The organism is Onishia niordana (assembly GCF_004798965.1).
GTDB classification, from domain to species: domain Bacteria; phylum Pseudomonadota; class Gammaproteobacteria; order Pseudomonadales; family Halomonadaceae; genus Onishia; species Onishia niordana.
The window spans coordinates 286,894-311,969 of record NZ_SDSD01000003.1 but is presented as its reverse complement, the minus strand read 5'-3'; the positions used below and the strand labels follow the sequence as shown (position 1 = coordinate 311,969).

The 25,076-nt window shown below is 59.0% G+C and carries 18 protein-coding genes, 1 tRNA gene and 1 pseudogene; 5 read left to right on the top strand and 15 right to left on the bottom strand.

The features are described 5' to 3' along the window. Nucleotides 1–2: 2 nt before the first annotated feature. Nucleotides 3–197, top strand: coding sequence for a DUF2909 domain-containing protein (locus ETC27_RS08030; protein WP_136254477.1), 195 nt, complete (start codon nucleotides 3–5; stop codon nucleotides 195–197). A gap of 24 nt (nucleotides 198–221) precedes the next feature. On the opposite strand, the gene ETC27_RS08025 is transcribed toward ETC27_RS08030, so the two are convergent. From ETC27_RS08025 to ETC27_RS08005, 5 genes are all read right to left on the bottom strand, one after another. After that, on the bottom strand, nucleotides 222–1,079 hold the full coding sequence (locus tag ETC27_RS08025; RefSeq protein ID WP_136254476.1) for a cytochrome c oxidase subunit 3: 858 nt from the start codon (nucleotides 1,077–1,079) through the stop codon (nucleotides 222–224). Then, nucleotides 1,076–1,639 (bottom strand): cytochrome c oxidase assembly protein, encoded by a 564-nt coding sequence (locus ETC27_RS08020; protein WP_136254475.1) that lies wholly within the window; start codon nucleotides 1,637–1,639, stop codon nucleotides 1,076–1,078. The genes ETC27_RS08025 and ETC27_RS08020 overlap by 4 nt, the downstream gene beginning before the upstream one ends. Nucleotides 1,640–1,723: 84 nt before the next feature. After that, a complete protein-coding gene (ctaD, locus tag ETC27_RS08015; RefSeq protein ID WP_439331800.1) occupies nucleotides 1,724–3,259 on the bottom strand; it encodes a cytochrome c oxidase subunit I in 1,536 nt (511 codons plus the stop codon). Between the two features lie 183 nt (nucleotides 3,260–3,442). Next, complete coding sequence (gene coxB, locus ETC27_RS08010; RefSeq protein ID WP_136254473.1) at nucleotides 3,443–4,558, bottom strand: cytochrome c oxidase subunit II; 1,116 nt, start codon at nucleotides 4,556–4,558, stop codon at nucleotides 3,443–3,445. A gap of 213 nt (nucleotides 4,559–4,771) precedes the next feature. Beyond that, nucleotides 4,772–4,945: a DUF2970 domain-containing protein gene (locus ETC27_RS08005; protein ID WP_136254472.1), complete on the bottom strand. Its 174-nt coding sequence runs from the start codon at nucleotides 4,943–4,945 to the stop codon at nucleotides 4,772–4,774. A gap of 190 nt (nucleotides 4,946–5,135) precedes the next feature. Between ETC27_RS08005 and ETC27_RS08000 the strand changes: the two genes are divergently transcribed. After that, on the top strand, nucleotides 5,136–5,504 hold the full coding sequence (locus ETC27_RS08000) for a hypothetical protein (RefSeq protein ID WP_136254471.1): 369 nt from the start codon (nucleotides 5,136–5,138) through the stop codon (nucleotides 5,502–5,504). A gap of 110 nt (nucleotides 5,505–5,614) precedes the next feature. On the opposite strand, the gene ETC27_RS07995 is transcribed toward ETC27_RS08000, so the two are convergent. Continuing rightward, nucleotides 5,615–6,343, bottom strand: a complete 729-nt coding sequence (locus tag ETC27_RS07995) for an LrgB family protein (RefSeq protein WP_136254470.1) — start codon at nucleotides 6,341–6,343, stop codon at nucleotides 5,615–5,617. After that, entirely contained in the window at nucleotides 6,340–6,702 is a 363-nt protein-coding gene (locus ETC27_RS07990; RefSeq protein ID WP_136254469.1) for a CidA/LrgA family protein, read from the bottom strand. The genes ETC27_RS07995 and ETC27_RS07990 overlap by 4 nt, the downstream gene beginning before the upstream one ends. Before the next feature lie 182 nt (nucleotides 6,703–6,884). Between ETC27_RS07990 and ETC27_RS07985 the strand changes: the two genes are divergently transcribed. Further along, nucleotides 6,885–6,961 (top strand) — tRNA-Pro (locus ETC27_RS07985). Between the two features lie 164 nt (nucleotides 6,962–7,125). On the opposite strand, the gene ETC27_RS07980 is transcribed toward ETC27_RS07985, so the two are convergent. From ETC27_RS07980 to ETC27_RS07950, 7 genes are all read right to left on the bottom strand, one after another. Beyond that, on the bottom strand, nucleotides 7,126–9,618 hold the full coding sequence (locus ETC27_RS07980; protein ID WP_168709042.1) for a hypothetical protein: 2,493 nt from the start codon (nucleotides 9,616–9,618) through the stop codon (nucleotides 7,126–7,128). Between the two features lie 217 nt (nucleotides 9,619–9,835). Then, nucleotides 9,836–14,611 carry a DUF3320 domain-containing protein gene (locus ETC27_RS07975; protein ID WP_136254467.1) on the bottom strand — a complete coding sequence of 1,592 codons (4,776 nt, stop codon included), beginning with the start codon at nucleotides 14,609–14,611 and terminating at the stop codon, nucleotides 9,836–9,838. Nucleotides 14,612–14,701: 90 nt separating this feature from the next. After that, nucleotides 14,702–17,917: a type I restriction endonuclease subunit R gene (locus ETC27_RS07970; RefSeq protein WP_136254466.1), complete on the bottom strand. Its 3,216-nt coding sequence runs from the start codon at nucleotides 17,915–17,917 to the stop codon at nucleotides 14,702–14,704. Between the two features lie 10 nt (nucleotides 17,918–17,927). After that, nucleotides 17,928–19,019, bottom strand: coding sequence for a PD-(D/E)XK nuclease family protein (locus tag ETC27_RS07965; RefSeq protein WP_136254465.1), 1,092 nt, complete (start codon nucleotides 19,017–19,019; stop codon nucleotides 17,928–17,930). A gap of 19 nt (nucleotides 19,020–19,038) precedes the next feature. Further along, nucleotides 19,039–19,968 carry a GIY-YIG nuclease family protein gene (locus ETC27_RS07960; RefSeq protein ID WP_136254464.1) on the bottom strand — a complete coding sequence of 310 codons (930 nt, stop codon included), beginning with the start codon at nucleotides 19,966–19,968 and terminating at the stop codon, nucleotides 19,039–19,041. Then, entirely contained in the window at nucleotides 19,965–21,347 is a 1,383-nt protein-coding gene (locus ETC27_RS07955) for a restriction endonuclease subunit S (RefSeq protein ID WP_136254463.1), read from the bottom strand. The genes ETC27_RS07960 and ETC27_RS07955 overlap by 4 nt, the downstream gene beginning before the upstream one ends. Then, a complete protein-coding gene (locus tag ETC27_RS07950) occupies nucleotides 21,344–23,323 on the bottom strand; it encodes a type I restriction-modification system subunit M (protein WP_136254462.1) in 1,980 nt (659 codons plus the stop codon). The genes ETC27_RS07955 and ETC27_RS07950 overlap by 4 nt, the downstream gene beginning before the upstream one ends. Nucleotides 23,324–23,715: 392 nt before the next feature. Here ETC27_RS07950 and ETC27_RS18455 point away from each other — a divergent pair. Together ETC27_RS18455 and ETC27_RS07945 are read left to right on the top strand one after the other, a co-directional pair. Then, nucleotides 23,716–23,895 (top strand): annotated as a pseudogene (locus ETC27_RS18455) (KilA-N domain-containing protein); the annotation flags it as partial. Nucleotides 23,896–23,901: 6 nt separating this feature from the next. Beyond that, nucleotides 23,902–24,333 carry a BstA C-terminal domain-containing protein gene (locus ETC27_RS07945; protein WP_500690363.1) on the top strand — a complete coding sequence of 144 codons (432 nt, stop codon included), beginning with the start codon at nucleotides 23,902–23,904 and terminating at the stop codon, nucleotides 24,331–24,333. 155 nt (nucleotides 24,334–24,488) lie between these two features. On the opposite strand, the gene ETC27_RS07940 is transcribed toward ETC27_RS07945, so the two are convergent. After that, nucleotides 24,489–24,998: a helix-turn-helix domain-containing protein gene (locus tag ETC27_RS07940; RefSeq protein ID WP_168709041.1), complete on the bottom strand. Its 510-nt coding sequence runs from the start codon at nucleotides 24,996–24,998 to the stop codon at nucleotides 24,489–24,491. Nucleotides 24,999–25,076: the final 78 nt, after the last annotated feature.

Sequence of the window (25,076 nt, the reverse complement as noted above, 5' to 3'; positions counted from 1 at the left end):
TCATGTTGAAGGCACTGATCACTCTGGTGTTTGTATGCATGGTCGCAAGCTTGGCGGCCGGAGCCGGGTTCCTGCTGCGTGATCAGGGGCGCTCACGGCGCCTGCTGATATCGCTCAAGCTTCGCGTCAGCCTGGCTGTCGTGCTATTCGCCCTGCTGACCTATGGTTTCTACTTCGGCGAGCTGGGCGGCCAGTGAAGGAGTGAGTCAATGGCCGCCCCCTCAGAATACATAGACAAAAATGAAGAGACCGATCCACACCACATCAACGAAGTGCCAATACCACGCCGCCGCTTCGAAACCAAAGTGATCATCACGGACGAAATGCCCTTTCATGACTCGCATCAGCATGACACCCAAAGTGATGACCCCAATGGTGACATGAAGGCCGTGAAAGCCAGTCAGTAGGAAGAAGGTCGAGCCATAGATGCCCGCCTGCAGGGTGATACCGTAGTGATGGAAGGCTTCGTAGTACTCGATGCCCTGAACGATCAGGAAGCACACCCCCAGAAAAATGGTACCAATTAACCAGTTGCGGGCAGTCTCCCTGAATCCTTCCTTTAAGGCTTCATGAGCAATCGTCAGTGTGACGCTGGAGACAACCAGGAAAATGGTATTCACCAGCGGCAGCTGCCATGGACTGAGCACAGCCTCAGGACCACTAATATCGGCTCCGGGCGGATTCATCAGCGGCCAGCTGGCCGTAAAATCAGGCCAGAGTAGTGCCGCCACACCCTTGGCGCCCTCACCATCCAACCAAGGCACAGCAAATACCCGCACATAAAAAAGCGCGCCAAAGAAGGCGGCGAAGAACATTACCTCAGAGAAAATGAACCACCCCATACCCCAGCGGAAGGAGCGATCCATCTGGGCATCATATAACCCCTGACGAGATTCGAGGACCACATCACGAAACCACAGCCACATCACCACAAGCACGGCGACCAAGCCCAAAAGCATGAACAGCAGTCCCGTGCCGTGAACCAACTGAATGCCGAGACTTATCATCAGGGCGCCGACGGCCAAAGAGCCAAGCACCGGCCATTTGCTCTGCGGCGGAACGTAGTAGCTGCCACTCATGTTTCACCTCCTGGAACGACCGATGTGGCCTTGGTGGCCAACGGCTTATCGTCTACCGGATACAGGGTATAGACCAGCGTCACCGTCTTGATGTCGTCCGGCAGGTCGCGGGTCAGCTGGAACACCAGAGGCGCTTCAAGGCGCTCACCGGCGGCGAGGCGTTGCTCCTGAAAACAGAAGCAAGTGATCTTGCGCATATAAAGGGATGCTTCGGAGGGCGACACACTGGGTACCGCTCTGCCCCAGCCTGCTGTTGATCCATGGTTGGTGAAAGCGAAATGCACTTCTGTCGCAGCGCCTGGGTGCACACGTACTTGGCGATTAAGTACTTCAAGCTTCCAGGGCAGCCCGGCACCGGCCCGGGTAACGAACTGCACGGTGATGACACGCGACTCATCGATACTGTCACGGACCATCGCCTGGGCGGTGTTCTCTACCTTGCCGTTGATGCCTGTGATGCGACAAAAGACGTCATATAAGGGCACCAAGGCAAAGGCGAAGACGAACATGGCCAGCAGGACCACGACTGTCCGCGTTACCGTGCGTTGTACTCCTGTCATGAGCTCCCTCCCTTCGCCAATACCCGAGGCAACTTGCCCCTCGCCCGCCTAGTGGCTCCGATAATGTCTTTGTCAGTCGCCGGATTACCCTTCTCGATGATGGAACTGAGGCGGCGTATCGAAGGTATGCAACGGTGCTGGGCTCGGCACTGTCCACTCAAGATCTTCAGCACCCTCCCAAGCCTTGGCCGGCGCCTTCTCGCCACCCCGTACGCACTTGATGATCATCAGCACAAAGAGCAGCTGCGAGGTGCCGAATAGTAAGGCGCCAATACTCGAGGCCATGTTGAAGTCGGCAAACTGCAGCGCGTAGTCAGGAATGCGGCGCGGCATGCCAGCCAACCCGGAAAAGTGCATGGGAAAGAAGGTCAGGTTGACCCCGATTACCGAGGTCCAGAAATGCCAGCGGCCAAGGCGCTCGTTGGGGTAATGGCCAGTCCACTTGGGTAGCCAGTAATAGACAGCCGCCATGATGGCAAAAACTGCCCCGGGAACCAGCACATAATGGAAGTGCGCGACCACGAAGTAGGTGTCGTGATACTGAAAATCGGCGGGAGCAATGGCCAGCATCAGACCGGAGAAGCCACCGATCGTGAACAGCACCACAAAGGCCAGCGCGAACAGCATCGGCGTCTCGAAGGAAATCGAGCCCTGGAACAGCGTAGCGATCCAGTTGAAAACCTTCACCCCGGTAGGCACCGCAATCAGCATGGTGGTGTACATGAAGAACAGCTCGGCGACCAATGGCAGCCCGACGGCGAACATGTGATGCGCCCAAACCAGAAATGACAGGATGGCAATGGAAGAGGTGGCATACACCATCGAGGCATAACCGAACAATCGCTTACGGGCAAAGGTCGGAATGATAGCCGAGACGATACCGAATGCCGGCAGGATCATGATGTAGACCTCGGGATGCCCGAAGAACCAGAAGATATGCTGGAACATCACCGGGTCGCCGCCACCCGCCGCATTGAAGAAACTGGTTCCGAAGTTGATGTCCATCAACATCATGGTGATGACACCCGCCAGCACGGGCATAACGGCGATCAACAGGAAGGCCGTGATCAGCCAGGTCCAGACAAACAGCGGCATGTCCATCATGCGCATGCCCGGCGCACGCATATTGAGGATAGTGGCGATGATATTGATGGCGCCGAGAATCGAGCTGATACCGGCTATGTGCAGCGAGAGAATAAAGAAGGTCGTGGAGGGCGGCGCGTAGGTCGTCGACAGCGGCGCATAGAAGGTCCAGCCAAAGTTCGGCCCACCACCTGGCATTAATAGTGTTGATAACAACAGCGTGAAGGCGACGGGTAACAACCAGAAGCTAAAATTGTTGAGCCTGGGCAACGCCATATCCGGTGCCCCGACCTGCAGCGGGATCATCCAGTTGGCAAGACCCACGAATCCCGGCATCACCGCACCAAACACCATGATCAACCCGTGCATGGTGGTCATCTGATTGAAGAACTCAGGCTGAACGAGTTGCAGTCCAGGCTGGAAAAGCTCGGCGCGCACGACCAATGCGAAAATCCCGCCAATGAAGAACATGCTGAGCGAGAAGATCAAATACAGCGTACCGATCTCTTTATGATTCGTGGTCAAAAGCCAGCGCATCAGGCCGCTAGGGCCGTGGTGGTAGCCTTCATTAACATGACCAGCGGTTGCAGCACCATCATTGCCCTGCTCGGCGGGGGTCTGAAGCGGCTGCTGTGGAGGTAGCTTGGGCGCCATCGAACATCTCCTGTTATCCGGGTGATCGCGACACGCATGTCGCGAAACGAGAGCCCTCAGGCTTCGCTACTCGAGCTGCGATTGAATCTCCGACGGCTGCACAATATCGCCGGTTTCATTGCCCCAGGCATTGCGCTCATAGGTCACAACCGCTGCAATCTCCACCGGACTGAGCGTGCTGCTGAAGGCCGGCATGGGAGCACCCGACACGCCATTGATGACGGTGGCAATATGACGATCGCGCTCCTCCATCAAGGCTGGATTGTTGGCAAGAGCGGGGAAAACCGGCGGATTGCCTGAACCATCCACCTGATGGCAAGACGCACACACGGATTCATAGACTTTTTGACCCCGTGTCATCAACTCATCCATGCCCCACTCACGATCGACGCCACTGGCTTCACGCGCAGCTGCCTGCTTGCGCTCCGCGAGCCAGGTATCGAATTCTTCAGGGGGTACGGCCTCGACAACCACCGGCATGAAGCCGTGGTTACGGCCACAAAGCTCTGTGCACTGACCTCGATAAGTCCCGGGCTCTTCGATCCGCACCCAGTTCTCGTTGACGAAACCCGGGATAGCGTCCTGCTTGACGGCAAGGTCAGGCACCCACCAGGAATGCACGACATCATCGGAGGTCAACAGGAAGCGCACCTTGCGATCGACTGGCAGTACCAATGGCTGATCGACTTCAAGCAGGTAGTTCTCACCCTTGGCGGCTGCACCGTCAATCTGATCGCGCGGGGTGGACATATTGGAGATAAAGCTGACGTCTTCACCAAGATATTCATAATGCCAACGCCACTGCTGACCGGTAACCATCACATCCAGGTCCGCATCTTCAGCGTCATACATTTCTTTTAAGGTGGCAGTGGCAGGCAGAGCCATGCCAACCAGAATCAGCAAGGGAATAGCGGTCCAGACCACTTCAACGGTGGTGTTCTCATGAAAATGCGCCGACTTTGCGCCCTTCGAGCGACGGTAGCGGAAGAGGGAATAGAACATCACGCCAAACACGACAATGCCGATCACGACACATATCCAGAAGATCGTCATGTGCAAACCGTGAATATCACGACTGACGTCTGTCACACCAAGCGGCATATTCCAGCCATCGGCCAGGGCCGAACGGGTCAACCAGACGCTGCCGCCAATGGCCGCCACCACACCAGCCAAATTGCGCATCGGCCCCTCCTTGTCATTATCATCGCGCTAATCGCGCCGCTCACGTTCACTGCAGCCACGATCCTTAATGGCTTTACCCTTAAAGGCCTCATCTAGTGTAGGAAAGATGACGAGACATCATGATCTGACTAGGCACAACGACTAAACGCAGTTATCAACGCTCACATTAGGGAGTGCTTTATCTAGCGGCCTCGCTGAGCGAGTCAACTGCCCCTACTCGGCCGCTGTCGTTGCCAGCAGAAAAATGCCCACCACCAATACCAGCGCCATCAGCAAGCCGACGATGATGAAGGCCGTCGGCCTACCCTCTTCAAAATCCTTCTTGCGCTGCTGATCCTTCTGCACCCCAAAGAAAGCCGCTAACACCGACTTGAGTACCTGCCACATCGCTGCCTCCTGCTGCGCTTAACATCCATCGCCTGTCGCAAAAAAAGCCGACGCCCATCAGAGAATGGGTGAAGAAAACCATTTCTGCACGGCATTGCGACAGGCTCATCTATACTTAAGATTGGACGACAAAGGCGAAATATGTCCCCAAACGAGGGGCAACATACTGACGGAGGTAACAGGAGGAGTGATGGCAACTAGACCCAAGAATGCCACTGAGCTGCCATCAGCGGCTCTGGAAGCCAGTGAGCCGATCATCAACTGGTGGCTAAATCATTGGATGGGATCAGCCAGCCCATTTACCCGGATGCAGGTCGCGTGGATGGAAACACTTTATGAAGCCATGCAGATGGAGGCCGAACTACTGACCGCCTGCGCCACCAGCCAGCAGCAAATGATAAAGAGCTTATCCGATCAGCAGACGTTCACGGATCCAACCGTAATGCGCGACTGCTATCAGGACATCATGCAAGAGTTCATTGATGCTCATAAGCAGCGGATGGATAAGGTCAACGAGCTAGCCGTAGACTTTCGCCAACGGGTGTGGGAAGAAATTTAGTCAAGAAACGGCGCGTAATAACAAGCAGTTGGGTGGCTCAAGGAGAGAACTTCCTCCAAGCCACCCGACATGCCATGCATTTATATGGCCGTATCAAATACCTAGCCATATCAAATACCTAAAAGTGCCACGATCAACGGTAGCAGGAAGGCTGTCACCAGCCCCGCCAGGCCCATGGCAAGCCCCGCAAACGCACCAGCTAATGCCCCAATAGAGCTAAAACTTTGCGCCGTGCCAAAACCATGCGCCGCAAGCCCCAACGTAAAGCCCTGAACGGTCGGGTCCTTGATTTTTAGCAGCCTGAAGACCCAGGGCCCCAAGGCACAGCCGATTGACCCTGTCAGCAGTACCAAGCCAGCCGCCAGTGATGGAATGCCACCCAATTGTTCGGCGATACCCATCGCAATCGGTGATGTCACGGACTTGGGCGCAAGGGTCAGCAGGGTTTCCCTGTTCGCTCCCATCAATAGGGCAATGCCAAGGGTCGAACCAACAGCGGTGACAATGCCGGTGATACAACCGATCATGACCGGCCATATCATGCGCTGCACGCGAATCCGGTGATCATAGAGTGGTATCGCCAACGCCACTGTCGCCGGGCCGAGCAGAAAGTGTATGAACTGGGCACCTTCAAAGTAGGTGCGGTAATCGATGCCTGTGAGCAGCAAAAAGCTGATCAGCAACACAATAGAGATCACCACCGGGTGCAGTAGAGGCGTGCGCCCCAACAAGATATTGACCCGAGTCGCCAGATAGAAGGCAATCAGCGTCACCAGCAGCGAGAGTAATGGATTGCCTGCGAGATAGACCCATAATTGGTCCAGTGCCACGACGTTCATTCCGCCCTCTCCACCGTAGCGCGTTGGTTCACCCGCTCCATGACCTTGGCCGTTACCGCCAAGGTGACTGCAGTCGATACGACCAAGGTGACAATGATCGTCCAAAAATCGGCTCGAATGAGCTCGAAGTGAACCATCATGCCGACACCGGCCGGCACAAACAGCAGTGTAAGGTAGTTCAGCAGCCCCTCTCCTGTCTTACGCAGCCCTTGCGGCACTCGTCCATTGACCAGCAAGGCCACCAACAAGATCACCATTCCCATCACGGGTCCGGGAACAGGAATACTGAGACCTCGCACCACCAGCTCACCCAAGAACTGGCACCCCAGCAAGATGATAAATCCCACGATCAACGACATGCCTGCTTTCCTCCCAACATAGCTGACGGCAGTTTACCCCTTTCGTCTAGGTATGACGCCATCACCCAGCCAAGCTTTTGAAAAAAAAGCGCTTAAGGGGCTTCCCATTTTTAAAATCACGAGCTAGTATACGCCTCGTTCTCAAGCAACAGGGGCCGCAAGGCACTGTAGAGAACTAGAGTCGGAGCGTGGCGCAGCTTGGTAGCGCGCTGCAATGGGGTTGCAGAGGTCGCTGGTTCGAATCCAGTCGCTCCGACCAGAAAACATAAGTAAAAACGGCCACTTAGCTCATCAGAGCGGTGGCCGTTTTTTCGTTCTTGGGCACTTAGGTTCCAAATAGGTTCCATGCGTCGATAAGTCGACTGTTAGGCTCCGTGAGATAGAAGCAACTAGGAAACCGCCAAGTAAAGCTAGGGTGGATTGTCATTGAGGCCCTCCCCCTCCCTTTGTCCAGCGACGTTTTAGAGCGACCGCCTTTTCCTTCCATTGATACTTCTCGGCCTTTTCACTTGCGGACTGCCACGCCCCCTCGACGAATCCGCGACCTTGGGAGGCAACGTCTCCCAGACGTTGCTTATCGAGTAGCTCGATCAAGCCGGGTCGCAACTGAAGCCTCTCGTTCACGCCGCCTAGCTCTGTCTGATAGATCGCTGGATGTACACCGCACATTGCCATCACCCGCAAGGTGTCAGCTAGTCGCTGCTCCGGATTTGGCCGGGCTAGCGCATCGAGAAGACATAATCGCTTGTGGCACTCGAGGACGAAGTCATGTTCGTCTTGCAGTCGCCAACGCAGGTAATCCCCCACCTGATTATCGGGAAGCAGATCAAACTTTTCCTCTAGCTGGGCCTGCTTGTGTGCCAGGGAATCCCGCACTCGCCTTTGAAGGGCCTCCAGCTCCCCGTGAGCCCTCGACTCCCACTCAAGGTGCTTCTTTCCTTTAACTCTCTGACGAAGCTGACCGGTTAACTTAGTGGTCATCATCTGTGCCAGTACCGGCGAGCCCGCTCCCAACACCAAGGCTCCGGCAGGGCCAAACACCAGAAGCCCGATGCCAGCTCCTGCCACGCCACCACTAGCCGCCAGACCTGTGCGCACCATGCCATCCAGCAGGACCTGCTCTACGGCCTGTTTCCCGGTCAGGTGACCACGACGATAGGCAATCAGGCCACGTGCTGCGCTGGTCGTACCGGCAAAGCTGATCACACTGGGATTAAGCAGCTCCACCCCAGCATTTAGGGAGTTACGAGTGACCTGATCTACTAGCTCGTTACTCACCCCCTCGACAAAGAAGACGCTATCTGCCCATTCATCTGGTATCTGGCTTGCCAGCTCGGCATTGGCAATGACTGGATAGTCGTAGCGCTCAAAGTGCTCACTCAAGCCATCCAGATTGGCATGAAACTTGACCTGAAACGGTTGCCCGTCCACGAGAAGATCCCAGCCAGGCTGATTGGCAGCCTGGGGAAGGCTGACCGTATGACCTGCTGCCACGAGCTGGGCAGCAACAGCCTGCTCTGCTACATACCCCTTCAGCTGGCTGACGCCACCCAGTACTTCCCTGTCACTGCCGGAGAGAAGCTGCGATGCCATTTCGGCGAAGCTGAATGCGTTGTCGATGTCAGCATTACGGACAAAGTCTGCAGAAGCGACAACGGTCGGATCGACCGCGGCGACAGAGTAAAGCACATCACCCACGGTAAGCGTAGCCATGGCGGCGGCTGCCTGGCGCTCGCCGGATTGAGCCGATTCCCCGGTGAGCCGATTTGCAAACGCTAGGCCATCGTCAGTCGGCGAGGTCATGTGCTGCGCCATGGCCTTGAGAATGTTGTCGGGAGGCAAGGGAGCTGAGCGGCTAGGGAGATCTGCGACACGCTGCCACTCTTCACGATAGCGCCGAAGCTCGGTTTCACTGATGCCTTCCCTGCTAGGCAAACTCGGCGCATGAGAGAAGCTAAGCCTGGCGTAATCGAGACCGGAGCTGCCGTGCAACTTACCCTGTAGCGCGAGTAAAGCCATCACTCTCGCCGCGACCGCCACCCTTACCTTGTCGCGAGCGGAGTTGATAATCCACCAACCACCACCACCTGCGACTCCCAGAACGGTGATCGGATTGGACAAGACCGAAATAAAGGAAACCAGGCCGGACCCACTAATCAAAGGGAGGAAGGCGGATGCTTGTGCGGCCAGGATGTAGGCGGAAAATCCTGCGGCACTGACGCCGGCACCAAGGGTGCCGAGACTACCGCCCAGAAGCAGCGCGTTGCGCAGAGCAGCATCGTTGTAACGATTAGCCTGGGTCTCGCTCAACAGTTGCTGATGGCTCTTCTCATCCAGCGTATCGAGCGAGGCCACGGCATTTCTCAGTATCTCCTGGCGTTGTTCTGAGCTTGGTGGTGCCTCCTCGTTATTGAGGGTCTGTTCGAGCAACTCATCCAACACCGGCAGCACGACGTCATCCAGCGAAGAAGCATGTTGCCCCTTCTCCAGCCAGCCTCGCTGATGGAGCCAGCGGCGACCGGAATTAATCATGCTTGGGGGATCGATCACATGGATCAGCCGCGCTGCCATGTCGTCCGCCAGGAAGCCGCACCCCCGAAAGGTGGTCGTCAGACGCGCAGGCAGGCCAAGGGCACTCCTCAGCCGCGCCCAAAGCAGCAGTCTGAGAAGATCATCGCTGTAGTCGGATTCAAGCCAGTAACACTGACGTTCGCTAAGCTCCCTGGCCCCAGCCTCGGCTTCAGGCGCGGTCAACTGTGGTATAGCCTCCTCATTACGGTTACCGCGCCACTCTTCGAACCGTCGGCCAAGCTGCTTGCCTAATGCCTCCGCCCGGTCAGTTGTTTCCTCGTGGAGTCTTTCTAAACGGCTCTGCCATCGGCTATCGTCGAACAACGCCAAACATGTGGCGAGCAACTCGCGCTTGGCTCCGCCCAGTCCCGCCAGCGTGTCAGTAGGTGAGAATGACAGTTCACGTTGCGATTCTTGCCGATCAGCCATGGGCATCCCTTCGAGATTGAAACGAACAAAGGAAAGTAGAGCAACTTTCCTAAGCTACCCCTGTGCCAGCGGACTACACGACCAAAACGCTGCACTAGGCTAATACTGATTCACCACTCACAAGCAGCCATGCTCAGCTGCTAGTCGCTGTGATTTGGCCCAATTGCAGCCGCCCGTTCCGCTCCTGTACCTTCTCCTCGTCCATCAGAGTGCCGATGAGAGCCTCGAGGCGCTGGCGAATCGGCCCGGTCAGGCGTTTGAACCCCAGAAGGTTGATAGCCGCACTCATGGTGTCCTCGGGCCCGACGGATACGCCATCGCGAAGTGTCTGCAGAATCGCGTTCTCGAGCTCAACCCCCGGCACCAGCTCGAACTTGCGCTGCCCCGCAGGCAACGAGCTCCAGTCGCGAATTGCCCGCGTTTCTCGCCCTGTCACGTCCAGAATGTCCTCATCCTGCTGTAGCTGGCCCTTCTGGATCAGCGACCGGCACTCGGCCTCCACACGACGCTGGATGCGCGCTCCAGCACGCTGCAACCCGGTAGCCTCGGTCAGTCTGACCAGCAGCATTTTCCTATGGATCGGCCCCTCGCCCTCGACCACGGCCTGGATGGCCTTCTGCAAGCGACTCGCGGGAATTTCATCGAACTGGCTATCTGCCGCGGATAAGCCAATTCGTGTGGCATCGACGGGAGTATAAGCGGGTATGCCGGAAGAAGATTCCGTTTCGGCCTCACGCGCTATGCCGCTGGCAGCGGCCTCTTCAGTAGGCTCCGAAACAGAAGAGTGATTCTCCCGCGTCGGCGTGATGTCCTCGGCCGCCGCTCTGGCTTGAGCTTCCAGGTCCTTCTGATGCCGGCTAGCGGCCTCCAGAGCCTCCTTCAGCCGCCCGGTCTCGGCAGCGGCATTACGGAACCACTCGGTGCTCCAGATGCGGTGGAAGCGCCAGCCCAGCCCTTCCAGGACGGACTGACGCAGACGATCCCGATCACGCGCGACAGCACTGCTGTGGTAGCTGGCGCCGTCACACTCCACGGCCAGCAGGAAGCGTCCGGGTGCTTCGGGGTCGCGCACCGCCAGATCGATGAAGAAGCCCTGACTACCGACCTGAGGCTGGACCTCGTAGCCCAGGTCCTGAATGGCACGCATCACTTCCCACTCGAAAGGCGAATCCGGCTCCCTGTCCGTCATCTCGTGAGTCGGCAGTTCTCCGGTCTCGGCATACTTCAGAAAGGCCTGCAAAGCACGAACCCCGAACGGTGATGACTCGGTGACTTTCAGTTCATCGGCCTGGAAGTTGGCGAAGACGTCCATGGCCAAGCGTGCGCGGGAGATCAGCACGTTGAGGCGGCGCTCTCCGCCGGTCTGGTTGATCGGACCAAAACTCTGCCCTAAGCGGCCCGCCGACGTCCGCCCATACCCCACGCTGATGAAGATGACATCGCGCTCGTCGCCTTGAACATTTTCAAGGTTCTTGATGAAGAACTCGTCGCCACCGTCGTGATGACGGAAAAAGTGCTCGAGTTCCTCATGCTCACGGCGCAGGCGCTCCACCTCCAGCAGAATGGCCTCGCGCTGGGCGGTACTGAAGGCCACCACCCCGAGCGACAGCTGGGGAGATTGCCGGGCGTGCTCGATCACCGCCTCGGCGACGGCACGCGCCTCGCCCGCGTTGGTCCGCGAGCCACCGCGATCGTAGTGGGTCTCGGGCTGGTGGCGGAAACGCAGCCCTCTGGCCTCAGGATGGACACCGGGGCTAGGGAAGATCAGCAGCTGGTTGTCGTAGAACTGATCGTTCGACACGGCAATCAAGGAATGGTGGCGGCTGCGATAGTGCCAGCGCAACATCCGCTCCGGCATGCCCTGGGCTTTCATCATGCCGAGGATGCTCTCCACGTCGGCCGTGGCGCTCTCATCGGCCTCCTCATCGCTGAGCTCCACCGACTGGCCGAAGAAGTTGGTGGGGGGCATCTGCTTGCTATCGCCGACCACGACGACTTGGCGGCCGCGCAGGATGGCACCCAATGCCTCAGGGGCCGGGATCTGACTCGCTTCGTCGAAGATCACCAGGTCGAAATCCAGATTCCCTTGAGCGAGATAGCCCGCCACCGACATCGGGCTCATCATGAACACCGGCTTGGCCTGTTGTATGACGGTCCCCGCCTCACGCAGCAACTTGCGAATCGGCAAATGGCGCCGTTTCTTGGTGAACTCCCGACGCAGAACCTCCATTTCCCCAGGCGCATGCTTGGACGGGAGGTTGGCATGCAGCCGCTCGACCAGTGACTCCTGGGCATACCGGAAACTGGCCTCATCCAGTTGATTGAACTCCTGAATGAGACGTTCGTGGGTCAACCGATCGAAGCGTGCCAGGCGCGGACGCTCGACGTAGGCATGATCCACCAGGCCGCCGAAATAGCTCAGTTCAAGCCACGCGCTCAGTGCGCGCGGTGCATGGGGCCAGCTGGCCAGGGTCACTGTCAGATGCCCGAGCCCTGCCGTCTCAAGGTCTTCGCTCAGCTGGTTGAAGCGCACCACCGCATACAACTGAGCGGTGTCGCGCCAGCCGGCGAGCCGCTGATGCCAGGTGCCCAGATCTACTTGTGACTCTTCTTCCTGCCACTGAATCTGGTGACAGAGCTCTTGGAGCAACCCCTGGACGCACTCTGACTGTGTTTGCAGCGCCTCGACCTGGCCGGTGTGTTCACGCAGATCCGGGTTGCCATCCAGGAAGGCGGCCAGACCCGCCGGCAGCTCGCCCTTGCCGATCGCCTCATAGAGATCGACGATCCACTCGGTGAGTTGCGCCAGCACGGACCAGTCGCTTTCCTCGCCCTGCCACTGAGCCCCGAACAGGGTCTGGCAGGTCGGCGACAGGCGCTCCAGGGTCTTGCGGTGCTGCTGAGCTTCCAGCAGCTCATCCACCCATCCCAGCCAATCCACTGGTGTGCCTGTCAGCTGACCGCGAGCATAGCCTTTCAGGGCAGCGGCGGCCCGCCGATACTCGCCGGAAAAGATGCGCCACCACTTGTCCGCCCGCCCGGCGAGCCCGGTGCGAATCGGCAGCAGGTCGGCGTCATACACCGCCTCGATGAAGCGTGGCTGCATGGTTTCGCGTGTCCGCGACAGAGCCTGGCCGGCAGCGACGGCCTGATGCACCTCGTCACGCCGGGCCTGCCATTGCTCGGTATTGACCCTCACACCGGCCAGGTGCGGTGCATTGAGCGCGCGCTTGCCGGCTCGCTGAAGGATGGCGATGTCATCGAAATCCTGCGGGATCGGCAACTGCATGGCCTGGGCCAGAGCGACGGCATTGTCGGTCAATGTCGTCAGCTGGTCGGCTGCCCGCTGAACCAGCTTGCGAAGCTCCTGCTCCTCGCCCGGCGACAAGGCATCTCGGCGAGAATAGCGAAAAGGGTTACCGGAGGGAGGTCCATACTCGGCCAGATAGTCACCCATGGCATCCATGGCACGACGCCCCCGGGCTAGGGCCTGAGGATCCCAGTCACGCAGACGCTGAAAGTCGATCCTCGACAGGGCCTGAAGTCGCTCATCGCGTTGCAGCTCAAGCATCCGCCCAAGCGCTGTCACGTAGTCGGTCTGGGACGCTTGGATGGTCTTGCGAAGATCATCCACATAGGCGTCCAGGGTTTCACGCACCTCGCCGAGGCGCTGATACTCATGCGTCCGGTCCGGCACCTTAGGACGGCCGTTATCGAATACTTGGCGAAGCGAATCGAGCACCGCCTTCTTGTTGCTCTTGTGACTGTGCAACTCGAGCACGGCATCACCCAGGTGGCACTCGTCCAGCCGTGACTTAACGACCTCCAGGGCGGCCATCTTCTGGGCCACGAACAGAACCTTCTGGCCGCGCGCCAGAGCCTCGCCAATCAGGTTGCTGATGGTCTGCGACTTGCCCGTCCCCGGTGGGCCCTGCACCACCAGGCTGGCCCCATCCATCACCGCGAGGATGGCCTCCAGCTGACTGGAATCCGCATCCTTGACCAAGTGCAGTGACTCGGGCGTCTTGAGCAACTCATGATTGGACGATGCCTCAAGGCGCTCGGCATCTTCGCGATAGCCGGCCTCAAACAGTTTCTCGAGTTGAGGGTGTGCCAACAGGTCATGGGAATCCGGCCAGTGGTCGGGATCCAGGTCGGTGTACATCTGAAACTTGCCGAACGAGAAGAGCCCAAGCCGGATCTGATCGACATGAACCTTCCAGCGGGGTCGATCGGCAATCATCTGCTGGACCTGGCCGAAATAGTCCACCAGCGAGGTCTCTTCACTGAACTCGGGCAGCGTCAGGCGAAAATCCTGCTTCAAGCGAGCGGCCAGCGCGAGGTTGCCCCCCATGTCAGCATCGGTAAACGATAGGGTGAAACCGGCGCGCGCATTCTCTCGCTGGAGCCCCACGGGAACCAGCACCAGCGGCGCGAGGCGCGGCGTGTTCGCGTTTTCATCCTCGTACCACTCCAGAAAACCCAGCGCCAGATACAGCACCTCGATGCCCTGTTCCTGAAGCAGGGTATGGGCTTCGTTTTCCAGCTTGATCAGCCGCGTATCCAGTTCGCGAGCCGACAAGCGTGTTTGGAGGTTAAGGTCACTGAAACGCTCTTCCCCCTGCTCCTGCTCAAGATACTCTTCCAAGGGCGGAAGGGGCTCCTGCTCTTCATCCTGCTCATCATCCGAACCAGGCTCCTCCTTCTCATAGGCCTCTGGAATCGGCAGAAAGCGCATGGCTTTCTTCTCTTCGACCAGGATGTTGGCGACTTCGATCGATCGCTCGTCCACGATGTCGAGGAAGCGCTTGTTGCTGGGTACATGCAGTAGCGGGTTTCCGCGAAGTCCCATGTCGAGTAGCTCATGGCGAGCCAGCTCGAGTTTTTGTTCAAGTGATGACTTATTCATATTGCGCGTTCCCTGCGTGGGTCACGTATCTATAAATTCGAAGATTATTATCGAGGGAGGTCGACCTCAAAGCGATTATCGCCTCCCCCCCTACTGCTGAGCCGAAGACCGCTCCCGCCCCGCCAGCAGCTTGAGGATCAGCAACGCGAACTCCCGGCCTGTCTCATTATCGCTGAGCAGCGGCATTGAGAGCTTCTCGTGGTCGGTAATGGCATCCATGACCGCTTGTTCGACCTTCTTGGGGAAGAGCCCGTGCATCACTTGGTCCGAATCATGGTGCCGGATCTGGGCCATCACATTCTCATCGCGCTCGATGCGGTCGGCGATGCCGTTGGCGAAGTGCAGCTTGTCATCGTCGCTGACCTCGGCCCCGTAGAGGTCGTTCAGCTTGTCGATGATCTCGTCCAGCCGTTTCTTTTCGGGATCGTGAGGCTTGCCGGAGCCGACCTCGCTGATCGGCTGCAGGCCGTAGTCGCCCTGCTCTTCTTCCAGGCGCAGCTGGTGCTCGGCGCGCTTGGTCAGCCTGTAGTGCGTCAGCTCGAGCTCGCTGACGTCGATGGTGTCCTCTTCGAGCCGCTCCATGCGTAGCAGCGGGGCGAGGTGGCGGGCATACACACACAGCTGCTCCAGCTCGCGGTCGTCGAAGTGCACGATCTGGGACAGGAACTCATAGGTGCGTACAAAGCTCGTCAGGTTCTTGCGGAACAGGTCGAGTTCATCGCGGGTGGTACCGGCGTCCTTCAGCTCCTGATCGGCGCGATGCACGCCGGTCTGATCGCCATTATGCTCGGCCTGCTTCCTCGCCGCCTGCCATGTCTGGATCTGGTCGATAATTGCCTTGTAGCGCGTGGCGAAGCGCTCCTTGGCCGGCTGGCAGTAATAGCTCAGTTTACTGGAGGGGGCTCTGGGATCGAAGAAGGCGGTGGCGAAGGCCTCGACCTCCTCCCAGTGATAGATTCCGCTGGCATCCAGAGACTGCTGCAGGTCATAGACCACGTTGGCATCGGAGACGTCGGCCAGCTCGGCCTTGCGGTAGTAGGGGGCGAAGGCGCCGAGAATCTCCTCGGGGTCATTGAATAAATCGAGGATGAAGGTCTGCTTGCCCGGGTAGATGCGGTTGAGCCGTGACAGGGTCTGCACGCAGTCCACTCCCTGCAACTTCTTGTCCACGTACATGGCGCATAGCTTGGGCTGGTCGAAGCCGGTCTGGTACTTGTTGGCCGCGATCATCACGTTGTAGTCGTCGGTGTCGAAGGCCTCGGCCAGGTCGCGCCCCTTGAGCCCCGGGTTGAGCTTGCTGCTGGTCTCGGTGACCTCCTCCTCGATCACACCATCGGGCAGCACGCTGCCTGAGAAGGCGACCAGCGGGTGCACGTCCTGGTAGCCCTTCTCCTTCACGTACTGGCGCATGGCCAGCGCATAGCGCACCGCCTCCTGGCGGCTGGCGGTAACCACCATGGCCTTGGCCTGGCCGTCCAGGAGGTGTTTCACGTTGGCCCGATAGTGCTCGACGATCACTTCGACCTTCTGGCCGATGTTGTGGGGGTGCAGCCGTACCCACTTGGCCAGGGTCTTCGAGGCCTTCTTGGAATCCACCTCCTGATCATCGCCGTCCGGGTGAGCGAGCTTCCAGGCTGTACTGTAGGTGGTGTAGCGCTCGAGTACGTCGAGGATGAAGCCTTCCTCGATAGCCTGACGCATCGAGTACAGGTGGAAGGGGGCGGGCTTGTTGTCACTGCTGGGTGGCAGCTCGGGATCGGGCACCCTTCCGAACAACTCCAGTGTCTTGGCCTTGGGGGTGGCAGTGAAGGCGTAGTAGCTGATTCTCTCGCTGGGCTTACGCGCACTCACGGCGGCGTCCATCAGCGCCTCGGCGCTTACTTCCTCGTCGTCTTCCGTGGCCTCTCCAGCTGCCGCCAGCAGCGCCTTGAGCTTGCTGGCCGAAGAGCCGGTCTGCGAGGAGTGCGCTTCGTCGGCGATCACCGCATAGCTGCCCTCGGCAAGCCTGGGGCGCTTGTCGAGGGCGTCGAACAACGCCGGGAAGGTCTGGATGGTGACGATGATGATGCGGGTGTTGCTGGCCAGCGCCTCTGCAAGCTGCTCGGACTTGCTCTGGTTGCCGACATCGCGGGTGATTGGGCACACCACCCCATGGGCATGCTCGAACTGATAGATGGTGTCCTGAAGCTGGCTGTCGAGCACCGTGCGGTCGGTGACCACGATCACCGAGTTGAACTGCTTCTGGCCGTCCTCGTCGTAGAGGTTCGCCAGCTGGTGGGCCGCCCAGGCGATCGAGTTGGACTTGCCTGAGCCGGCGCTGTGCTGCACTAGGTATCGGCTCCCCGGCCCTTCATGGCGGGTGGTCTCCACCAGCCGGTTGACCACGTCCCACTGGTGGAAGCGGGGGAAGATCAACGTCTCCTTGGTCTGGCGGCGGCCGTCGAAACCTTCCTTGGTGACCTGCTCCAGGTGCAGGAAGCGGCCTAGGATCTTCAGCCAGGCATCGGGCTGGAAGACCCGGTCCCACAGGTAGGCGGTGGGGTAGGTGGCGTCATTCGGCGCCGGCGGGTTGCCGGCCCCGCCCTCCTCGCTGCCTTGGTTGAAGGGCAGGAAGAAGGTGCTCTTGCCGGCCAGCCGGGTGGTCATCGCCACCTCGTCCTGACTGACCGCGAAGTGCACCAGGGCGCCGCGCTTGAAGGTCAGCAGCGGCTCGGGCTTGCGAGTCACCGGGTCCTTCACCGGCCGGTCATAGCGATACTGGCGCTTGGCGTTCTCGACCGACTGCTTGAAGGCGCTCTTCAGCTCCAGGGTGGCTACCGGCAGGCCGTTGACGAACAGCACCAGGTCCAGGCGAGGGTTGTAGCTTTGACCGGAGCTTTGCGCGGCCTCTGAGCCGCTCTCGCGGGCGTGAGGCGAGTAGGAGACCTCCGGCACTACCCTGAGGCGGTTCGCCCGGTAGCGGGCCTGAGCATCAGGGTTCATGCCGTGGTCGGGCTGGAAGCTGCACAGCTCGATCTTGTTGCCCGGCACCTTGAAGCCGTGGCGCAGCACCTCAAGGGTGCCGCCGCGCTCACGTTCAAGCTCTCTCACCACCGCTTTGATCAGCACCATCTCGGGGTCCTTGGGGTGGGCCTTAGCAAACTTGTCCCAACGCTCCGGGTAGGCTTCCTGGAAGTAGCCGACCAGGTCCTCTGGGTAGACGGCATTGACCCGGTCATAGCCGCTGGCCTGGCCCACGCGCCAGCCACCGTCGGCCATGGCGTCGATGATGTCCTGCTGAAACTGCGCTTCCCTGCTATCCGCCATGCGGGCTCCTTTACTGAGTGATCGGCTGCCTTGACGCTTCCAGCTCCATCAACGCGCTCATGTTCATGACCATTTCATGCTCGATTCTGGGCCAGTCGAGCTCGCTGAAATCACGAAAAAACACCAGCGTGGAGTTATCTGCGCTAGTGCTGTGGAAGCGCTCTGGCGCGAACCCACGATGGGCCAGATCTTCGAAACTGCCGTTTTTGCGATCGACGTAGACCTGAATGCGGGCCGCGTTCTTTGTTGTGTCGTATGGCAAGAAGACCACGACTCGCGACGGCTCCTGCCAGCTTTCGTGACGGAACGATAAAGCTGGCCCCACCGGCCAGTTTTCCTGCCATGAATGGAAGGGCTGGTGCTCACCCTCGGTAAGTTCTGACAGCCGGGCAAGAAGACGTTCTCGTGTTGCTTCCAGAGCATGCTTTTGCAGCTTGTTCAGCTCATGAATCTCGCCGAGATTCTCCAGCACAAATGCTTGCTGATCGTCCGTGACAGTGGTCGTCATGGTGGTCGTCTCTAGGTGGATCACGAACTCGCGTAAAAAGATCAGCCACTTATTCATTGGCTGGCTGGCAAATAGCTGGCCCACTCTATCGTTCAGTTGCTTGAGAAGTTGAGCATAGGTGATGCCAATCCAGCCGGAGTCGGGGGTATTGCCGTCGGGCGATAGCAGAACCCGTATTAAGCGTTTTCCCTCATTTGACGCCATTCGGGCCGCCAGTTCGCTGGCGTAATGATCGAAGTCATTGGCCAGGGTGTGATGTATCTTGTTCTCCAGCCCCAGCACCCATTGATCAGATTCCAGCACCAGATCCAAACGCTTCTGATGAGAGGTCCCCCATTCGCGGCGCGGCGACTGGGCGAGATAACGGGCCTCTTCGGGCGGCTGAGCGGACTCGGGCAGGCAATCCAGGACGGCTGCCAGCACCTCATCCGCAAACCCATGCTCGGCGTCAGGGTCCAGGAAGAACGCAAGCAGGTCCGAAGTAGGGTTTTCAAAATAGCCGCGCCCGCCAATGTCGAAAAGCGTGCGCTCGCGAGGGGCCGGCTGGAAACGGCGCACCCCATCGAGTAGTGCCTTGATGTCGTCAACGTCCATGTCGTATTCCGTTTGTGTCCTATTCCGTTGTCGCGGTCACGGCACTGACCTGCTGATCCTGCCAGGCGGCGTAGGTCTGGCCGTTGCCCTCGACCTTCCAGTGCTCGCGGCCGTTGGCACTGCGGCCGGAGACGACGGCTGCAGCGGCACTGGGGCTCGAGAAGGCGTAGTCGGTGGCGAAACGCCTCAAGCCCTGTTCGGCCTCTACCAACACGCCGTCATCGCACAGTTGCTGATAGAGGCCCTGGTAGCCGCCATCTTTTCCCGTCCAGCTGCCCCTGGCCAGGGAGTCCTTCAGTACGTAGAACTCGCCGTCGATCTCCTGGCCCAGAGCCTTGATGCCGAAGCGGGGCACCTCGGCCACGAAGCGCGGCGACGGCTGGCGCTCGGGCTCGGCGGGTTCGGAGGCGGCGCTGGAAGGCATTGGCCGATCGCGCAGGAAGTCGAGCCCCAGCACCGGCAGCACGGTGCGCACCTGATCCATGAAGAAGGCCATGTCGGCGCGATCCGACTCGGGCAGACCGATGTACTCGTGGGCGGTGCCGTTGATCAGCTTGCAGCGGCCGACCTCGCCGGCGTTCTGGATTAGCAGGCTCTCGAGGTACTTCACGTGGGCCTTGGTCAGGTTCTGGTCCTTGCTGGTGACCAGGCAGACCTTCTCCCAGAAGTCCTTGCCGCCCTTCTCCTCGGGGCGGTTGTGCTGTTTCAGGCGCGTGGCCACGTCGTCGCTCTCGCCGATGTAGACCAGCGGGCGCAGGCTGTTCTCGGGGTCCGGCCCGACCAGGAAGTAGATCCCGGTGCGGCCGCACTCCGGGCGCTGCACCAGCTCGCTGAGCTTGCTGCGCGGCCCCGTGAGCACATGCCCGGTCCAGTTCATGATCTCGGCGGTCAGCAGGCCGTTGGGCGTGCCGTCCACCAGAAAGAGTCGGATGCTGCGTCCCTGGCTCATACCGCCTCCATGCGGGCGTCCTGGTGGGCTGGCGCCACGTCGGACGGCGGCGCCCAGCCCCGCACGTCGATCTTGCCAGTGACGGCAGCGGAGATCAGGGCGGAGCGGCGTTCTTTAAGTAATGAGACACCTTCGCCGGCTTCTCTTAGAAGTGCATCAAGGCTAGCGCAGGTCTCTTCAATAGCACTAACGATAGTGTTTTGCTGATGAATGGGAGGGACGGGAACTCTTGTCCGAGCTAGGATCTCGGGGTTCAAGTTGTCCATAGTTGAGCCAACAGACTCTAGCTGAAGTAATTCACGAACGACCGGTGTTCTAATGTGCAAGGCCACGAACTCTGGGTTCATCCTGCTGGATAACGCCACTTTCATTGAACCGGTTCCACATAACCAGCCACCTTCAGCTTCCGTCACAGTGGCGCAGCGGCCCATCTCTCCTCGACGGCCAAAGACTAGCTCGCCGGCTTCAAGTTTCTGATGTGCTAGACGCTCCGCGGTCTCAGCCGGAACGGTAGATTCATTATCACGAACTATCCGCCCACCTTTAATGTTGGACGGGTTTACTACGGGCACCTGCCCTTCAACGTACTCATGGGAATGGAGTTGGCTACCAAACGGGCCTGTCTGGATTTTGTGGGCTAAGAGGCCTAGTGGCATGACCTCCCAATGCGCCGGCACCTCGCCCAGCCACTCGACGCCGGAGTCCTTCATCGGCACGTCGGGGTCGAGGCCCTTGGTCACGGCATGGGAGATCACGGCCTGGCGCTTCTCCTTGAGCAACGCGATCAGGCGCTGCTGCTCCTCCACCAGCGCGTCGATGCGGGAGGTTTCGTGGTCGAGGAAGTGGCTAATAGCAATTTGGTCAGCATAGGGTGGGAAAGTGAACCGAAATGCCGTCAAATCAGAAATGTTGAGCACGCGCTGAGCAGTGCCTTTACAAACAAGGTCTGTGAAGTGTTTGAAGGCATCAGATTGAAAAATCCAACATAAATAGCGAGGAAGGGTGTCGCTTTTTATCTGAAGGCGAGCCACTGCACGAGAAAGGTTTACTCCAGCCAGCTGAGACGTGACCTCGAATGCTTTTCCGATGGTTCCTACCAGTGATAAAACAACATCACCTTTTCTAACTATAGTGCGAGCGTATTGAGATGAAAGATCAGGGCTTATCGTTGTAAGACCTGTCTTGTCGATGTTTTCGTGCTCCATGTCAGTGATGCGCAACATTGGCACACCGTTTGGCATAAAGTCTGGCACCAGAACCCCATAGCATGGCGGCTCCGAAAAAAAGTACCCAAGCTTGGATAGTCGCCAATCTGAAGGGACGTCACCCAGCCACTCGACGCCGGAGTCCTTGTACTCAGGGTATTGCGGAAAGCTCATGCCGACAGCTCCTCAATCATCTGCTTGATCCGGTCGGTGCTAGCCGTCAGATCGGCGTCGATGGCCTCGAGCGGACGCGGCGGCTCGAATTTGTAGAAGTGCCGATTGAAGGGGATCTCGAAGCCGACGATGCCGATGCGGCCGTCCAGTTCGTCGCGCTTGTTCTCGTCGATCCAGGCGTCGGGCACATGGGGCTTCACCTCGCGCGCAAAGTAGTCGAACACCGACTCGTCCAGCGGCACGTTTTCGTTATCGCGCAGGCCGCTGTCGGGCTCGGGGTTGCCCTTCTTGTCGGTGCAGCCGTCGGCCTCGGGATCGCGCTCGGAGAGGGCGCTGAGGATGGCCTTGAGGACCGGGGCACCGATCATGAGGCCGGTAGGCTTCAACGCGGCCTTCAGGTCCTTGGTGAAGGCGTCCCGGTTGGTGTAGCAGCGCTCGGCATCCAGGGTGGCGCAGGCGCCCCTGATCGCTTCCCTGTCGGCCTCTGAGACCTTCTGGAGAGCCTTCTCGTCATCGAGCTTGGCCAGCCGCTCGGGGCTCGCCTGGAAGTTGAGGCGCAGCGGGCGCTCGACGGTGATGCGCCGGTAGCCGAAGGCCTCGACCGGGAAGATCTTGCTCTCCTCGGTCTCCTGGAAGGCGCCATAGCCGCGCACGATCTCGTCGATGTCGCGATCGGTCACGTACTGGCGTTTGCTGCCCAGCGACTTGCGCATCTTGGTGTAGCGCTCGGTGGCGTTGATCAGCTGCACCTTACCGCGTCGCTCGGCCGGCTTATGGTTGGAGAGCACCCACACGTAGGTGGCGATGCCGGTGTTGTAGAACATGTCCGTGGGCAGGGCGACGATCGCTTCGACCAGGTCGTGCTGCAGCAGGTAGCGGCGGATCTCGGACTCCCCGCTGCCGGCCCCGCCGGTGAACAGCGGCGAGCCGTTGAGGATGATACCGATCCGTGAGCCGCCGTCTTTAGGGCTGCGCATCTTGCTGACCAGGTGCATCAGGAACAGCAGCGAGCCGTCGGAGACGCGTGGCAGGCCGGGGCCGAAGCGGCCGTCATACCCCTTCTGCTTGTGCTCATCGGTGACCTGCTTCTGGACCTTCTTCCACTCGACCCCAAACGGCGGGTTGGCGAGCATGAAGTCGAAGCGCTCGGCGGGCAGCTGGTCGTCGGAGAGGGTGTTGCCGAGCTTGATCTGGGCCACGTCCTGGCCCTTGATCAGCATGTCGGCCTTGCAGATGGCGTAGGACTCGGGGTTCAGCTCCTGGCCATGCAGCGACACGGTGACCCGGTCGCTGACCTGCTGGATGTACTCGTCGCTCTCGGAGAGGAAACCGCCGGTGCCCGCCGTGGGGTCGTAGACGGTGGCGATGCGGTGCGGGCGCAGGGTCTCGTCCTGGCCGGTCAGCACCAGCGAGGTGGTCAGGTGCACGATGTCGCGGGGCGTGAAGTGCTCCCCGGCGGTCTCGTTGGAGCTCTCGGCGAACTTGCGGATCAGCTCCTCGAAGATCACCCCCATGCCGTAGTTGCTGATCGTGCCCGGGCTCAGGTCGATGCTGGCGACCCGCTGCACCACCTGATAGAGCAAGTCATTGGCGGCCAGCTGCTGGACGAAATCCTCGAAGTGGAAGTGATCGAAGATCTCGCGGGCGTCCTGGCTGAACGCCTGCACGTAGCTCATCAGGTCGTCGGCGGTCTGGGTATCCGACAGGGTGCCGAGCGTCAGCGGCGAGGCGTTAAAGAAATCCTGCTCGGCCGCCCGCAGCAACAGCTTCTCGCGCACCGTCTCGGGCTTTTGCTGATGTTCCTGGGCCCCGGCCAGCACCGCCGCCTTGGTCGGCGCCAGCACGCATTCCAGGCGCCGCAGCAGGGTGAACGGCAGGATCACCCGCCCATACTGGGACTGCTTGAAATCGCCGCGCAGCAGGTCCGCGACGGACCAGATGAAGGCCGCCGTCTGAGAGTGACTGTCCGTGTTCAAGGTGTTTCTCCGCCTGTACTGAATCTGGTGAAAACTGATGGCCACCATCATACACAGCGCAGCGGAGTGAGGGGCAAGGGAGACTCATTCTTCGAATACCTCTGGCGGTTAGGACCGCGGCAAAAAAGCAGAGCCAGTCTTGATAGTTATGCAACTAATTCTCATCTCCTCAACGTGTTGCACTTTCCTCTATTATGCTAATAGTGTGAATTAGCAAACTGTCTGCTGCAGAGGGGAACTCAATGCAACAAAGTTTTGAACAGATTGGACTTCCGATGATTCCACACCGGATGGAAGGCAACCTTATTCATCAAAGGGCGTCTGATGGCTACATTAACGCAACAGCAATGTGCCAGGCTGCCGACAAGCTATTTTGACACTACTATGAGAAAGTAGGAACTCGAGAGTTTTTGCGGGAGCTTTCTCAAGAAACCAACATCCCTGAAAAAATCCTTGTACAGGCCGTCAAAGGAGGGCGACTCCAAGGCACTTGGGTTCATCCGCAAGTTGCAATCCATCTTGCCCAGTGGCTTTCTCCGAAGTTTTCGGTGAAGGTGACGAAGTGGGTGTATGATTGGATGTCCGGTGGAGCGACCAGCCCGAGAGAAGAACTACCCGTCCACATTCGTAGGTACATGGCAAATAGATCGGAAATTCCTTCGACGCATTTTTCCATACTAAATGAAATCACGTTTGCTCTTATTGCGCCCATGGAGGAGGAAGGGTACACACTACCGGAACACTTAGTACCGGACATTTCTACTGGGAGGATGTTTTCAAAATGGCTCAGGGACGAAAAGGGTATTGAGCCAAAAAACTTCCCCACTTACAAGCATCGCTATCTAGATGGCCGCATAGTCGATGCGCGCCTTTATCCTAACGAACTCTTGGCAGAGTTCAGGGAACACTTCCACAACACATGGCTGCCAAAGCGAGCGCGCGACTACTTTGCGACCAAAGACCCAAGCGCTCTCGATTACCTACCCAAGCTGCTTTCTCATCGCGAATAGACAATAACCAATTGATTTTTCACCGTTATCGAAATACCGATAACGGTGATTTGAACATAGAGCTCTGCTTCTATTGGTCAAATAGCGTGTTTCTTAACATGTTGACCACCAGATTAAGTAAACCCGCCCACCTCGCGCTAAACAGAACGCTTCTTCTACGGGTAATCTGGGGCGACCTCTGCCATCAACTCGGCGAAGCTCTTGAGCTGTTCTGTGGGGGTGTCATTCAGGTTATAGGCTTGCCGCTCCAGCCGGATGGCCTTGGCCAGGGCCTCGAGGCCGCTGTTTAGGCAGCGCCCAAACCGGTCGTAGTTGTCCTCCGTGATGGGCATCACCACGAGGGTATCGGCGAGCCGTTCGGAGATGCCCCGCCACCGGGCGATGGCATGGCGGTGCTCGAGCAGGGTCGAGACCGCCGTATCGCTGGCTTCCTCAATGACGTCGTCATCGTCCCCCTGCGCGATTTCACTGCGCGAGGAGCTGCGGCTGAGCTTGATCCGCGTCGCCTCTCGCACGGACTCGGTGAGGTCGCGCTGCCAGCCTTCGGCCTTAGCCTTGCTTCGGACGGTCGACTCGGGAATGCCGTGCTTGGCGGCGAGGTGGCGAACAGAGAGCTGGCCGGTGCGGTAATCGCGGAGGCAGGCCTCCCAGTCATGCTTGCTCATGGGGCGATCCTCACGGATGGCGGTTGAAAGAAAGTGGTGGCAAGCTTCCTCCCAAATGGAAGGGTAGTCATAAATTAG